Annotated in this window: 11 protein-coding genes; 8 read left to right on the top strand and 3 right to left on the bottom strand. The window is 71.8% G+C overall.

What is annotated here, in order from left to right; genetic code table 11:
* Window positions 1-9: 9 nt before the first annotated feature.
* Window positions 10-1,191 carry a glycosyltransferase gene (locus tag OG623_RS32575; protein ID WP_406151190.1) on the top strand — a complete coding sequence of 394 codons (1,182 nt, stop codon included), beginning with the start codon at window positions 10-12 and terminating at the stop codon, window positions 1,189-1,191.
* A gap of 17 nt (window positions 1,192-1,208) precedes the next feature.
* Here OG623_RS32575 and OG623_RS32570 read toward each other — a convergent pair whose 3' ends face one another.
* Window positions 1,209-2,543, bottom strand: coding sequence for a TerD family protein (locus OG623_RS32570; RefSeq protein WP_406151189.1), 1,335 nt, complete (start codon window positions 2,541-2,543; stop codon window positions 1,209-1,211).
* A gap of 231 nt (window positions 2,544-2,774) precedes the next feature.
* Here OG623_RS32570 and OG623_RS32565 point away from each other — a divergent pair, with 231 nt between their 5' ends.
* The 4 genes from OG623_RS32565 (at window position 2,775) to OG623_RS32550 (ending at window position 7,474) form a co-directional block, all read left to right on the top strand.
* Window positions 2,775-3,284, top strand: a complete 510-nt coding sequence (locus OG623_RS32565; protein ID WP_406151188.1) for a DUF6643 family protein — start codon at window positions 2,775-2,777, stop codon at window positions 3,282-3,284.
* A gap of 45 nt (window positions 3,285-3,329) precedes the next feature.
* Entirely contained in the window at window positions 3,330-4,154 is an 825-nt protein-coding gene (locus OG623_RS32560; protein ID WP_406151187.1) for an MOSC domain-containing protein, read from the top strand.
* Window positions 4,155-4,275: 121 nt separating this feature from the next.
* Window positions 4,276-4,890, top strand: a complete 615-nt coding sequence (locus tag OG623_RS32555) for a hypothetical protein (protein WP_406151186.1) — start codon at window positions 4,276-4,278, stop codon at window positions 4,888-4,890.
* Window positions 4,891-5,038: 148 nt separating this feature from the next.
* Window positions 5,039-7,474 carry a right-handed parallel beta-helix repeat-containing protein gene (locus OG623_RS32550; RefSeq protein ID WP_406151185.1) on the top strand — a complete coding sequence of 812 codons (2,436 nt, stop codon included), beginning with the start codon at window positions 5,039-5,041 and terminating at the stop codon, window positions 7,472-7,474.
* Here the strand turns inward: OG623_RS32550 and OG623_RS32545 are convergent.
* Complete coding sequence (locus tag OG623_RS32545; RefSeq protein ID WP_406151184.1) at window positions 7,444-9,831, bottom strand: hypothetical protein; 2,388 nt, start codon at window positions 9,829-9,831, stop codon at window positions 7,444-7,446. The two genes, OG623_RS32550 and OG623_RS32545, sit on opposite strands and share 31 nt — an antisense overlap.
* 225 nt (window positions 9,832-10,056) lie before the next feature.
* Between OG623_RS32545 and OG623_RS32540 the strand changes: the two genes are divergently transcribed.
* From OG623_RS32540 to OG623_RS32530, 3 genes are all read left to right on the top strand, one after another.
* Window positions 10,057-10,887, top strand: coding sequence for a DeoR/GlpR family DNA-binding transcription regulator (locus tag OG623_RS32540; RefSeq protein ID WP_406151183.1), 831 nt, complete (start codon window positions 10,057-10,059; stop codon window positions 10,885-10,887).
* Between the two features lie 53 nt (window positions 10,888-10,940).
* On the top strand, window positions 10,941-11,375 hold the full coding sequence (locus OG623_RS32535) for an SRPBCC family protein (protein WP_406151182.1): 435 nt from the start codon (window positions 10,941-10,943) through the stop codon (window positions 11,373-11,375).
* 80 nt (window positions 11,376-11,455) lie between these two features.
* The gene (locus tag OG623_RS32530) at window positions 11,456-12,595 is read left to right on the top strand and encodes a PP2C family protein-serine/threonine phosphatase (RefSeq protein WP_406152105.1); all 1,140 of its coding nucleotides are present in this window, start codon (window positions 11,456-11,458) and stop codon (window positions 12,593-12,595) included.
* A 30-nt stretch (window positions 12,596-12,625) separates the two neighbouring features.
* Here the strand turns inward: OG623_RS32530 and OG623_RS32525 are convergent, their stop codons facing one another.
* Window positions 12,626-13,759 (bottom strand): PLP-dependent cysteine synthase family protein, encoded by a 1,134-nt coding sequence (locus OG623_RS32525; RefSeq protein ID WP_406151181.1) that lies wholly within the window; start codon window positions 13,757-13,759, stop codon window positions 12,626-12,628.
* Window positions 13,760-13,863 lie beyond the last annotated feature (104 nt).

Raw genomic sequence — 13,863 nt, 5'->3', positions numbered from 1 at the left:
CTTCGACGGATGAGTGCCGTTGCCTGGATCGCCGTGGGTTCGCTGATCGTGTGGGTGTGGCTGCTGCTGGGCCAGGGCTTCTTCTGGCGGACCGACCAGCGGCTGCCGGTGCGCGAGGAGCCCGCCCGCTGGCCATCGGTGGCGGTGGTCGTGCCCGCGAGGGACGAGGCCGAGGTCCTGCCGGTGAGTCTGCCGTCGCTGCTCGCCCAGGACTATCCGGGGGACGCGGAGATCTTCCTGGTCGACGACTGCAGCGAGGACGGCACGGGTGAGCTCGCCCGCGCCCTGTCCGCGCGGTACGGAGGGCTGCCGCTGACGGTGGTGGCACCCGGTGAGCCGGAGCCGGGGTGGACGGGCAAGCTCTGGGCGCTGCGGCACGGGATGGCGCTGGCCCGGCAGCGTAAACCTGAGTTCCTGCTTCTGACGGACGCCGACATCGCCCATGAGCCGGACAGTCTGCGGGAGCTCGTCACCGCGGCCGGGAGCGAGGGCGCCGACGGCTTCGACCTGGTCTCGCAGATGGCCAGGCTGCGGGTGACGAGCACCTGGGAGCGTCTTGTGGTGCCGGCCTTCGTCTACTTCTTCGGGCAGCTCTATCCGTTCCGCCGGGTGAACGGCAAGGGCTCACGGACGGCCGCGGCGGCGGGCGGCTGTGTGCTGCTGCGGGCCGGAGCCGTCGAGCGGGCGCGGCTGCCCGATTCCATCCGTTCGGCGGTGATCGACGACGTGTCGCTGGCGCGTGCGGTACGGCGCGGCGGCGGCCGGATCTGGCTGGGGCTCGCCGAACGGGTGGACAGCGTACGGCCCTACCCCCGGCTGGCGGACCTGTGGCGCATGGTCTCGCGCAGCGCGTACGCGCAACTGCGGCACAGCCCTTGGCTGCTGGCGGGCACGGTCCTCGGTCTCGGCCTGGTCTACGTCGCGCCGCCGGTCACGCTGGGCGCCGGGGTGCTGGCGGACGATCCGGTGGCGGCGGTGGCGGGCGGGGTCGCCTGGGCCGTGATGGCGGGGACGTACATGCCGATGCTCGGGTACTACCGGCAGTCGCTGTGGCTGGCACCGCTGCTGCCCTTCACCGCGGTCCTCTACCTCCTGATGACGGTGGATTCCGCGGTGCAGCACTACCGGGGGCTCGGCGCGGCCTGGAAGGGGCGTACGTACGCCCGTCCCGAGGCCGCACCGGAACCCTGAGGTTCAGCCGCTGCGGGTCACTTGCGCCCGGGGGTCCAGTTCATGCCCCACCCGTAGGCGGCGTCGATGGTCCGCTGCGGGCTCACCCCGCGCTGGGGGACGAGATAGCGGGCCTCGCGCTGCACGTTGAGGTCCCCTCCCTCGCCACTGATCAGAGCGAGCGCGCAGACGGTGGAGGGCACGGTGCATTCGTCGAGGGAGAAGTCGATGGGCGCGCCGTTCTGCGGCTGGAGCGTGACCGTGGCATGCAGATCGGCGAAACTGCGGGCGCCTTCGTAGATGGTGACGAAGATCAGGACGCGCCGCAGCCGGTCCTTGTGGTCGAGGTTGACCGTGAGGTTCTCGCCGGTCGAGACGGCACCTGTGCGGTCGTCGCCGTCGAGGTGGATATAGGGCGGCTGCCGGAGAGAACCGAAGGCGTTTCCCAGCGCCTGCACGACTCCCTTGCTTCCGTCGGTGAGTTCGTAGAGCGCGCAGAGATCGAGGTCCAGGTCCGCGTGCTGGGCCACGGCCCTGCCGAGCTTCGCGCCCCAGCCCTTGAACTGCTTGCGCACTTCCCAGTTGAGGTTGACGCGGAGCGCTCCGGAGGTCCCGCCCTGTTTCGACAGGGATACCGAAGGGGCCTCCTTGGTCAGCGTGACCTTGGTCAGCCGCACGGGCTGCGCGACGGGCGGCGCGGGGGGCGGGGGCGGCGGGGCCTGCCCGCCGTACGGGGGCGGAGCCGGAGGCGCCTGCCGGCCGTACGGGTGCGGCGCGGGGGGCGGCGGCGGAGGCGGCGCCTGAGGGGGCGCGGCCTGGGTCGGCGTGCTCTGCTGCGGCTCGTCGACGGAGATACCGAAGTCCGTCGCGAGGCCCGCCAGTCCGGTGTCGTACCCCTGGCCCACCGCCCTGAACTTCCAGGCGCCCTGCCGCAGGTAGAGCTCACCGAGGATGAACGCGGTCTCGACGGTCGCGTCCGCGCTCTCGAAGCGCGCGATCTCGGAGCCGCCCGCCTGGTCCAGGATTCTCACATAGAGGCCGCTCACCCGTCCGAAGGTGCCACCGTCCGCCGATGCGGCGATCACGACACGGTCGATCGTCGGCTCCATCCGTGCGAAGTCGACGGCGAGGCAGTCCGTGACCGAGTCCCCGGCGGTCCGCTTGCCTTCGTGGCGCACCGCTCCCGACGCGTGCGCCGGCTGGTTGTAGAAGACGAAGTCCGCGTCGCTGCGCACCTTTCCCGTCACGAGAAGGAGTGCGGAGGCATCCACGTCAGGTGTCCCGGGAGAGGTACGCCAGCCCAACTCGACCCGTACGGCCCGAGCCGGCACCGCGACATTGGTTCCCTTTTGCATGGTCATGCTCGCCCCCATCACCAGTCCGGCTGCCCGGAGAGTTTCCCGCCAACCTAATCCCCGACCCCCTGGCAGCCCACACTCACTCCCGTGCAATTACAGGAACCCCGAAATCACAGAAGTGCCTTCGCTGTTAACGGAGCCTTTAGCGAGGTTTTGACAGGGCGGCCATCCAAAACCAGCGTAAATCGGATAACCCCAGGATCGGGGGCTCCCCAACCAGCACATCGTGGGCTTAACTTATGTGTCATGACCTCCCCTCGCTCCACCTACGGCAGCGGCTACTACGCCGCGCCGTCGTTCCCCGACACCCCGATCTACGACTCCCTGGTCGCCGAGCGGGGTACCCCTCAGATCGCGCCGATCCGGGTCCCTGCCGCCTACGACACCGGGAGCAGCTACCTGCCGGCTCTGCCGTCGGCGCTTCCGGCGCTGCCCGCGGCCCCGTCGCAGCACACCGGGTCCTACGGCCACCCGCAGCCGCAGTACCAGAACGCCGGGATGCAACAGGCACCGATGATGCAGCCCGCACAGCTGCACCAGGCTCCGGCGCCGTACATCCCGCAGCAGCCGTCGGCACCCCGGGGCTACCAGCAGCCGTCGGCGCCCCGCGGCTACCAGCAGCCGCCGCAACAGCAGCAGCGGCCCGGCACGGGTTACGAGGCGATGCGTCCCGCGTCCCCCCGGCCCGCGCCCACTCCCGCGCAGTCGCCGTACGAGGACCCGTACAACCGCCCGTACCAGAGCCGCGGGTACTGACGGACACGGCCACCCACTGTCAGTGACCACTGGCAGGATGGCGGCATGCTCTCACCCGTACTCGGCGCCGCATACGTCCATCCGGTCAAGTCGCTGGCCGCATGTGTGGCCGACACGGTCGCCGTCGAGCCATGGGGACTCGCCGGGGACCGCCGCTGGATGCTGATCGACGAAGGGGACAGGGTCGTCACCCAGCGGCAGCAGCCCCGGATGGCGCTGCTGTCCGCCGAGTCGCTGCCCGGCGGTGGAGTGGCCCTGTCGGCGCCGGGGAGGCCGTCGTTGACGGTGGAGGTGCCCGATCCGGCCCGCACGGTCGTCGCCGAGCTCCACCGGAGCAAGGTCACGGTGGTGGTGGCGGGGAGCGCGGCGCACGCCTGGTTCAGCGCATGCCTCGGTGCGGAGGTCCGGCTCGTCCATCTGGACGCGCCGTCGCACCGCAGGCCTGTCGATCCGGAGTTCGCCCGGCCGGGCGAGACCGTGTCGCTCGCCGACGGCTTCCCGCTGCTCCTCACCACCCGTGCCTCGCTGGACGCGCTCAACTCGCTGGTGGCGCAGGGGGATCATCCGCGGGAGGGTCCGCTGCCCATGGACCGGTTCCGGCCGAACGTCGTCGTGGACGGCACCGCGCCCTGGGCCGAGGACGACTGGGGGCGGATCGCGATCGGGGAGGTCGCCTTCCGCGTCGCCAAGCCGTGCGGGCGGTGCGTCATCACGACCACCGACCAGCGGACGGCGGCGCGGGGCAAGGAGCCGTTGCACACGCTCGCCCGGCACCGGCGGGACGGGAGGCATCTGCTCTTCGGCCAGAACCTGGTCCCGGAGGGCACCGGCGTGATCCGGGTCGGGGATCCGGTGCGGGTCCTGTGCTGACCGGCTGGAACTCGTGCGGGTGCGGGGGACGTTGGCCGGGCCGTGAGGTTACTCTCTCTTCTCTGCCGGAGGGCGTGATCACTGCCCTCCCGGGCTATCACGGACAGGGAGAAGGGGGTGCATGACTGTGCGAGCGGTTCCGGGACTCCGGCGATGGCGGCACAATCCCTTGTACCGTGCCACGGACCGTCATGAGGCATGGGTGGCGCTGGCCGCGCTGCTGCTGATGCTGGCGGCTCCTGTGCTCGGCTGGAGGGTCGGCTCCCTCACGGACGACGCGCTCCGGCGGACGGTGCGCACCCAGCACGAGCAGCGCCGTCCGACCCCGGCCGTCGTGGTCCGCGGGGTCCCCGGCACGTCCCGTGTCGCCCAGGATCCCGACGCGCCCGTCACCGAGGGCTCCATGCGTACGTCGGTGGTGGCCCGGTGGCTCGCCCCGGACGGCACGGCACGCACGGGCACCGTGTCGGCGGGGCCGACGGAGACGGCTCCCGGCACCCACATCCAGATCTGGACGGACGCCCGTGGCCGCTCGGTGATGCGCCCCATGGACATCTCGACGGCCCGGATGCACGGGGTGCTCGCGGGCGTGGGCTCGACGCTGCTCGCCGGCGGTCTGACGGAAATGGCCCGCAGATTCGTCGTATGGCGCATGATGCAACGACGGCACGCCCGGCTCGACCGCGCCTGGGCCCAAGTCGGCCCCGACTGGGGCAGAACGGGTACGGGAACCTGACTCGGCAGGCTGCGGTTCCTCCGGTGCACGGCCGGCCGGTGGCCTGACCGTCAACCCTCGCCCGTCACGCGCGCTACGGTGGACCGGCGGCACACGCGGACAGGCACGAGGCAGCGCACACGGCACAAGGTGGGGGCACAGCAGCACCATGGCACAGGGCACGGTCCAGGTGACGCACACCGGCACATCGCGCTGGCGGCGCCGTACGGGCGAGTACGCATCCCTCGCCGCCGCCCTGGAGGCCGCAGCGGACGGTGACGTCCTCACCATCGCGCCCGGCACCTACCGGGAGAATCTCGTCGTCCACCGCGCGGTGACACTGCGCGGCCCCGAGGGGTCCGCCGGCTCGGTGCGGATCGCACCGGCCGACGGCGTCCCCCTGACGGTCCGTGCCTCCGCCGTCGTCCAGGACATCCATGTGGAGGGCCAGGACTCGGCGGCTCCCGCGCTGCTGGTCGAGGAGGGCGCTCCCGAGCTGTCGGACCTGCGCATAGTGACCAGGTCGGCCGCCGGTGTCGAGGTGCGGGGCGTGGCCAGGCCCACCGTGCGCCGCTGCACGGTCGACAACCCGGCGGGCGTGGGCATCGCCGTACTCGACGGCGCCGGCGGCGTGTTCGACGAGTGCGAGATCGTCTCGGCCGGACAGTCGGGTGTCTCGGTGCGCGGCGGAGCGCACCCCCGTCTCGAACGCTGCCGTGTGCACCATGCGTCGGGCGCGGGCCTGAGCGTCACCGGGGAGGGCAGCGGCCTGGAGGCGGTGGGCTGCGAGGTGTACGAGATCAAGGGCAGCGGGGTGCACATCGACTCCCGCGGCACCGCGCACCTCACGGACTGCACCGTCCACCGCACGTCCGCCGACGGGGTCACCCTGGACACCGACGCGGTCCTCACACTCGCGGACTGCGACATCCACGACATCCCGGAGAACGCGGTCGATCTGCGCTCCCGCTCGGTCCTCACCCTGACCCGCTCCACCGTCCGCCGGTTCGGCCGCAACGGCCTCTCGGTCTGGGATCCCGGCACCCGTGTCGACGCCAATCAGTGCGAGATCCACGACAGTACGGGCGACTACCCGGCGGTGTGGGTCAGTGACGGGGCCACGGTCATACTCGACTCGTGCCGCGTGCACGACGTGCCCGACGCGCTCTTCGTCCTCGACCGGGGCTCCCGCGCCGATGTCGTGGACAGCGATCTGACCCAGATCCGCAACACGGCGGTCTCGGTGAGCGACGGTGCGACCGCACAGCTCGACGACTGCCGGATCCGCGAGGCGTCCACCGGTGCCTGGTTCCGTGACCACGGCAGCGGCGGCACGCTGAACAACTGCACCATCGACGCGGCGCAGACCGGGGTCATCGTCACCAAGGGCGCCGATCCGACCATCGAGAGGTGCACGGTCACCTCGCCCGCGGAGGCCGGTTTCTATGTCTCCGCGGAGGGCCGGGGCACCTTCGACAGCTGCCGGGTCTCGGGCAGCGACGGCTACGGCTTCCATGTGATGGACGGTTGCCGCTCGACCCTGACGCGTTGCAGGACCGAGCGCTGCGCACGCGGCGGCTACGAATTCGCCGACGGTGCGGGCGGCGACGGGCACACGGGCGGTCCCGTGGTCCAGGACTGCACCAGCGACGAGAGCGGTCTGCGCGGCAACGCCGCCGCTCCCCCGCCCCCCGCGGTCCTGACGGCGACGCAGGCCACGCCCGGGCTGCTCGGCGCGATGCCGGAGCAGCGCGCCGCCGAGCCCGCCGCCCCCGAGGCCCCGGCCGAGCCGGCGCGCGACCCGGGTGCCGTACTGGGCGAACTCGACGCGCTGGTGGGCCTCGACAGCGTCAAGCGCGAGGTGCGGGCGCTGACGGACATGATCGAGGTGGGCCGGCGCCGCAGGCTGGCCGGTCTGAAGGCGGCGTCGGTGCGCAGGCACCTGGTCTTCACCGGGTCCCCGGGCACGGGCAAGACGACGGTCGCCAGGCTGTACGGGGAGATCCTGGCCTCGCTGGGTGTCCTGGAGCGCGGCCATCTCGTGGAGGTGTCCCGAGTCGACCTGGTCGGGGAGCACATCGGGTCCACGGCCATCCGTACGCAGGAGGCGTTCGACCGGGCGCGCGGCGGGGTCCTCTTCGTCGACGAGGCGTACGCCCTGTCGCCCGAGGACTCCGGACGTGACTTCGGCCGGGAGGCCATCGACACCCTGGTGAAGCTGATGGAGGACCACCGCGACGCCGTGGTGGTGATCGTGGCCGGGTACACGCAGGAGATGGAGCGCTTCCTCAGCGTCAACCCCGGTGTGGCGTCCCGTTTCTCACGGACCATCACCTTCGGCGACTACGAGCCGGACGAGCTGCTGCGGATCGTCGAGCAGCAGAGCGACGAGCACGAGTACAGCCTGGCGGAGGGGACGGGGGAAGCGCTCCTCAAGTACTTCACGGCGCTTCCCAAGGGCCCCACCTTCGGCAACGGCCGAACGGCCCGTCAGACCTTCGAGTCGATGGTCGAGCGGCACGCCGGCCGGGTCGCCAGGATCGGCGAGCCCAGCACGGACGACCTCACCATGCTCTACCCCGAGGACCTTCCGGCGCTGCCCTGAGCCGCCGCACCCAGGTCCTGCGCGCCGGCCTGCTGGGGCACGACCGGCCCGAGCCGTTCCAGGAGGGCGGCGCGCTCGACGGCGAAGACCGGGTCGGCCTGGTAGTCCGAGTGGCCCAGGATGGGCTCGGGCAGCGGGTGTTCGGTGGTGCGGCCGTAGACCAGCGGGTCCTTCAGCGGGCCCCTGTCCACCTCCTGGCCGTCCCCCTCGTCGATCCGGACCGGGCCGCCGATCGGGTCGGTCGCCCGCCAGAGGTTGCGCCAGCAGTGCACGGACCGCTCAAGACCTTCGAGGGGGAGCCGGCCGAAGTAGGCGGGGAACCAGCGCCCGTACAGTCGCTCGATCGGGGAGCCGTACGTGAGCAGCGCGACCCTGCTCCGGGCCCGGTCGGGGAGCTGCCACACCGCGGCGGCCGCGAGCACACTGCCCTGGGAGTGGCCGGAGATGACGAGCCTGCCGCGGGTGTGCCCGGTCCAGGCGCTCATCCGGGAGGAGAGGTCGGGGACGGCGCGCTCGGCGTAGCAGGGCGGCGCGAACGGGTGGGCGGCGCGCGGCCAGAACGTGCCGACGTCCCAGAGGATGCCGATGGTCCGCCGGGCCGAGACATCACGGTAGGCGCGACGGCCCAGGGCGACGAGCAGTATCACGCCGAAGCCGGTCAGCCAGGAGCCGGTCGACTGGGCGGTCTCGGCGACCGATTCGACGAACGGACCTGTGCCGTCAGCCGCGAGTCCCGGGACGTCGCCGGTGAGCCAGGAGCCGGCCACCGCTCCGGCGCCGAGCAGCAGGGTGGCCGATGACAGCAGCCCGATGATGCCGGGGGCCGAGTCGGTGAGCGCCGCGGTGGCCCGGGTGCGTGCGATCCGGGCGGTGCGTCCGGGCTCGGGGCGCTTCTCCTCGTACTCCGCCTCGATCGCGGGTCCCGTCCGCCGGGCGTGGCGAGTGGTGCGGACCGCAAGCCAGACGAGGGGCGGCAGCAGGAGCAGCAGCAGGACCGGGATCACGGAGGCCTGCCAGCTGAGGAGCACGGGCGGTCCCTGGATGTCGGTGTCCTCTCCCATGCCGGGGGTGCCGGGGCCGTCGAGCCAGTCGGCCACGCGCTGGGCGATCCCGCCGGTCATCACTCCGCCGAGGGCGCAGGCGAGCATGGCGACCGCCGGGCCGCCCAGGCCCTTGAGGGTGGTGCGGGGCTCGGGTGAGCTCCGGTAGAGGTTCAGGGCGACCACGGCGAGTACGACGACGAGCAGGCCCTGGCCGAGGGCGAGGGTACGGAAGACGGCCTCGCCGGGGAGGGACCCCGATGACGCCCAGTCGGGGCGTGACCAGCTCGCGTACACCACCGACCAGAGCAGCAGGACGAGAGCGGTGCCCGGCAGGAAGGTGGTGACGGCACGGTCGAGCCGGTGGTCGAGGCGCCGCTCGCTGCGTCCCCGGTGGCAGATCACGGCGACGACGACGAGTGCGCACAGGACGAGGACGGTCTCGAACAGGACGCCGGTCACCGCGGACACGGGTCCGTCGGTGCCCCGGTCGTGCCGGGCGGCCGCGCCGCCGACCGTGGCCGCGACCGTGAGGAATCCAGCCGCGGTGTGGGCCGCGCGCAGCCTGGCCACCAGCCTGCGGCCGTACCAGAAGCCGGGCCTGCCGAGGGCCGGGCGGACCACGGGGACGCCGGAGCGCGCGTCCGTGTCCTCGCTTTCGTCGGTCTCCGGGTCGTCCCAGGTCAGGGGGCGCTGCGACTCGTAGGCGCTCCAGGTGCGGTTGGACAGGTACCAGAGCAGTCCCACCAGGGCGGTGGGCACGAGCGCCACGACGGCCAGGCGGCGTCCGGGCTGGGCGAACCATCCGCCCTGCCCGGTGGAGAGGAAGCCGAGCCAGGAGCGCTGGCCCGCGCAGTCGGGCGTCCCCGCGCACTGCCAGGCCACCAGGTCCAGGGCGACCTCGCAGACCGCGGCGGTCAGCAGCACGGTCAGGCTGAGCGCGACGAGGCGTACGAGCAGCCCGTAGAGCCGGACGGTCCTGGAGCGGCCCTGTGCGGAGGGGCGCATCCAGTGGGCGAGGTTGACCACCATGAACGGGAGCAGCAGCAGCCACAGGGCGCGGGAGCCGTTGCCCGAGGTGAGGTTGGACCAGCAGTAGGCCTCGGGGATGGGCCCGTCCCGGTGGCGCTCGGGGTGCTGTTCGGCGCCGACGTCCTCGGTGCGCCGGTGGACGGCGGCGGTGTCGTCCCCGGTGATCCTGGTTGTGCGCGGATCACCGAGCATCTCCTGCGGGGTGGCGCCGCCGACACCGTGGACGAGCAGTTCCAGTGCGGCGCCGCTGCTCTGCGCGGCCTCGGGCGTGAGGTCGGGGGGCATGGTCGGTGACTCGCTCTCTGGTCCGTCCGGCTCGCGGCCGGTGGGGAGACGGCTTGATCTGAGCTGATACGCAGTCAACACCATCGCGGACGGGAGGCGTCCGGCGCAGCGGCTCTCACCGAATCTCCCCAGTGGAACGGCTCGTGGAGGTGCGTGGCAGGATGAAGGCGTCCCGCAGGACCGCTGCCGGACCGTGCGGACAGAGGGAAGGACCGGGGCCCCGCGTTGAGCGAGAACCAGAACCTGCTCGCGGAGCAGCGGCGTGCGCTCATTCTCGACGATGTGCGCAAGCGCGGCGGAGTCAGAGTCAACGAGCTGACCCGCAAGCTGAGCGTCTCCGACATGACCATCCGCCGGGACCTCGACGCCCTGGCGCGCCAGGGCGTCATCGAGAAGGTCCACGGTGGCGCGGTCCCGGTCGTCGAGGCGAGCACGCACGAGCCGGGCTTCGAGGCCAAGTCGACGCTGGAGCTCAGCGCCAAGGAGGACATCGCGCGCACCGCGGCGACGCTCGCGGTACCCGGCAGCGCCATCGCGCTCTCCGGCGGTACGACCACGTACGCGCTGGCGCAGCATCTCCTGGACGTACCGGGGCTGACCGTGGTGACGAATTCGGTGCGGGTCGCCGATGTGTTCCACGGCGCGCAGCGGCCTTCGACGGCGGGCGGCTCACGGGCGGGTGCCGCCACGGTGGTGCTGACCGGCGGGGTCCGTACGCCTTCGGACTCGCTGGTCGGACCGGTCGCGGACCGCGCGATCGGATCGCTCCACTTCGACGTCCTGTTCCTCGGTGTGCACGGGATCTCGGTCGAGGCCGGTCTCTCCACGCCCAATCTCGCCGAGGCCGAGACGAACCGCCGTTTCGTGCGGGCGGCCAGGCGTGTCGTCGTGGTCGCCGACCACACCAAGTGGGGCACGGTCGGCCTGAGTTCGTTCGCCTCGCTCGACGAGGTCGACTCCTTCGTCACGGACTCTGGGCTGCCGGACTCGGCCAGGCAGGAGATCGAGGAGCAGCTGCCGGGCCTGGTGGTGGCCGGCGGTCCGCCGGAGGAGTAGTTCGGGCTTCCGGCTTCGGGTCTCCTGGGCGGTGGACGTCCTAGGATCGGTTCGTGGCCGTATTCCGCATAGAGCGCTTCACTCCCCTGCCCGCCGCCGAGGCATGGCGCCGGGTGACGCACTGGGAGCGGCACGGCGGTACCGTCCCCCTCACCTCGGTCACCGTCCGGACGGGCCAGCCCACCCGGACCGGTACGGTCTTCGTGGCGCGTACCGGCGTGGGGCCGCTCGGCTTCGACGATCCGATGGAAGTCGTGCGGTGGACCCCGCCCGCAGCCGGCCGGGCGGGGGTGTGCCTGCTGGAGAAGCGGGGCTCCGTGGTGCGTGGCCGCGCGTCGATCGACGTCTGCCCGACCGGTTCGGGCTCGCATGTGATCTGGGTCGAGGAGCTGCGTGTGAGGCTGCTCCCCCGCTGGGCCGATCCGCTCCTGGTGACTGCGGGCAGGCGGATCTTCTCCCGCGAGCTCGCCACCCTGCTCGACGACTGACGCACCGCACGGGCACGGGAACGCGCCTCACGGCCGGCCCAGGAGGAGCGGCGACGGGGCCGGTGAGGTATCCCGGAACCATGGGCTTCCGGCAGTGGGCATACGGACATCGCGACGGACAGGACGGCTCCCGGTGGAGCCGGGCGCTCCTGGTGGTGCCGTTGGCCCTGATCGCCGTCGTGACGGTCGTCGACATCAGCGTTCCGCCCGAGGTCCATCTCGGCCCGTTCCTCGTGGCGGCGCCCGCCCTCACCGCGTCGTTCGCGGGTCCGCGTGCCACCGCGTCCGTCGGCGCCGTCGCGGTCCTGGCCCAGGTGGTCGTGGCCGTGGCGCGCACCAGCATCGCCGACCTCAATCACATGTACCAGATCGCCGCCCTGTTCCTGATCTCGGCCGCTGTCACCTTCTTCGCCCACCTGCGGGTGCGCAGAGCCGCGGAGATGGTGCGGTTGCGCACCGTGGCCGAGGCTGCGCAGCGCGGCATTCTCCGGCCCCTGCCCGTTCGCAGCGGCCCGCTGCGGATCGCCTCGGTCTATCTGGCGGCCGAGGAAGGGGCCCAGCTCGGCGGTGATCTGTACGCGACCGCGCGGACGGCCAGGGGAACCCGTGTGATCATCGGCGATGTCCGCGGCAAGGGTCTCGCCGCCATCAGCGGTGCCGCGGGGGTGCTGGGCGCCTTCCGCGCACTGGCCCGTCAGGAGGAGCACCTGCCCGATCTCGTCGCCCGTCTCGACAGCAGTGTGACCGCCCACCGGATCGACTCCCTGAACGAGACGCAGGGCGGGTCCGACGACCAGGACATCGCGGAGGTCTTCGTCACCGCCGCCGTGCTCGACATCCCGGACGCGGAACCGGAGCTGCGGCTGGTGAGCTGCGGACACCCGCCGCCCCTGCTGCTCCGGGCGGGACGTGTACGGACTCTCGACGCGACGCGACCGGCTCCGCCCCTCGGCGTCGGGCCGCTGACGGACACCGGACCCGAGGAGGACGTCTTCGACTTCCGTGCCGGTGACATGCTGCTGCTCCACACCGACGGTGTCACCGAGGCGCGGGACGGCTCGGGGCGCTTCTATCCGCTGACCGAGCGGGTGGCCCCGTGGCCCGTGACAGGTCCGGGACCGCTCATCGAGCTGCTGCGCGCCGATCTGCTGCGTCATGCGGGCGGTCATCTGGGCGACGACGCGGCCATGGTCGCGGTCGAACGCCTTCCCGGCCCCTGACGAGCCGTGTCCGCCGCGCGGCCGGCCGGCTCAGGCGGGCCAGGTTCCGGTGGCCAGGAAGTGGTCGATCGTCTCGGTGTAGGGCCGGATGTCCATGCCCTGTGCGCTCAGCCAGGCGTCGGAGTAGTACTTGTCGAGATAGCGGTCGCCGGGGTCGCAGAACAGCGCGACGACGCTTCCGGTGCTCCCCCGCTCCACCATCTCGGCCACGAGCTTGAAGGCGCTCCACAGCCCGGTGCCGGTCGAGCCGCCTGCCTTGCGGCCGATGGCGCGCTCCAGCACACGGACTGCGGCGACGCTGGCCGCGTCGGGCACCTTCATCATCCGGTCGATGGCCCCGGGCACGAAGCTCGGCTCCATCCGGGGTCTGCCGATCCCCTCGATGCGTGAGCCGCAGTCGCTGGTCGCCAGCTGGTCGTGCCGGGTCCATCCGTCGAAGAAGCAGGAGTTCTCCGGGTCAGGTACGCAGATCCGGGTGTCGTGCTGCATGTAGCGGACGTAGCGTCCGATGGTCGCGGAGGTGCCGCCGGTGCCCGCGGTGGCGACGATCCAGGCCGGCTCCGGATACCGCTCCAGCCTCATCTGCTGGTAGATGGACTCGGCGATGTTGTTGTTCCCCCGCCAGTCGGTGGCGCGTTCGGCGTAGGTGAACTGGTCCATGTAGTGACCGCCCGTCTCGGCCGCGAGGGCCGCCGACTCCTCGTACAGCCGGCGGGAGTCGTCGACGAAATGGCATTGCCCGCCGTGGAATTCGATCAGCCGGCACTTCTCGGGGCTGGTGGTCCTGGGCATCACCGCGACGAACGGCACCCCGATCAGCTTCGCGAAGTACGCCTCCGAGACGGCCGTCGAGCCGCTGGAGGCCTCGATGACCGGCTTGCCGCGGCGGATCCAGCCGTTGCAGAGCCCGTAGAGGAAGAGCGAACGGGCCAGCCGGTGCTTGAGGCTGCCCGTGGGGTGCGTCGACTCGTCCTTGAGGTAGAGGTCGATGCCCCAGTGCTCAGGCAGCGGGAAGCGCAGGAGGTGGGTGTCCGCCGAGCGGTTGGCGTCGGCCTGGACCTTGCGCACCGCTTCCTTGAGCCAGGCCCGGTAGTCGGGGTCGCTCCGGTCGACGTCGACGGTCTCCATGAGGCCACCGCCCGTTGTCTGCTCACTGGTGTCCATCAGCGGTCTCCTTCGGGTGACGGCGGTAGTCCGTACCTCCCACGATATGCCCCCCACCTGCACAAACGTTCACTTTGACGACCCATAGGCCTCCCTTGGCCCAG

The sequence above is a fragment of the Streptomyces sp. NBC_01012 genome, from assembly GCF_045162755.1.
In the GTDB taxonomy this organism is placed as follows: Bacteria; Actinomycetota; Actinomycetes; order Streptomycetales; family Streptomycetaceae; genus Streptomyces.
Note: the sequence above shows the minus strand (reverse complement) of the source record. Positions and strands in the feature narration are given on the sequence as shown.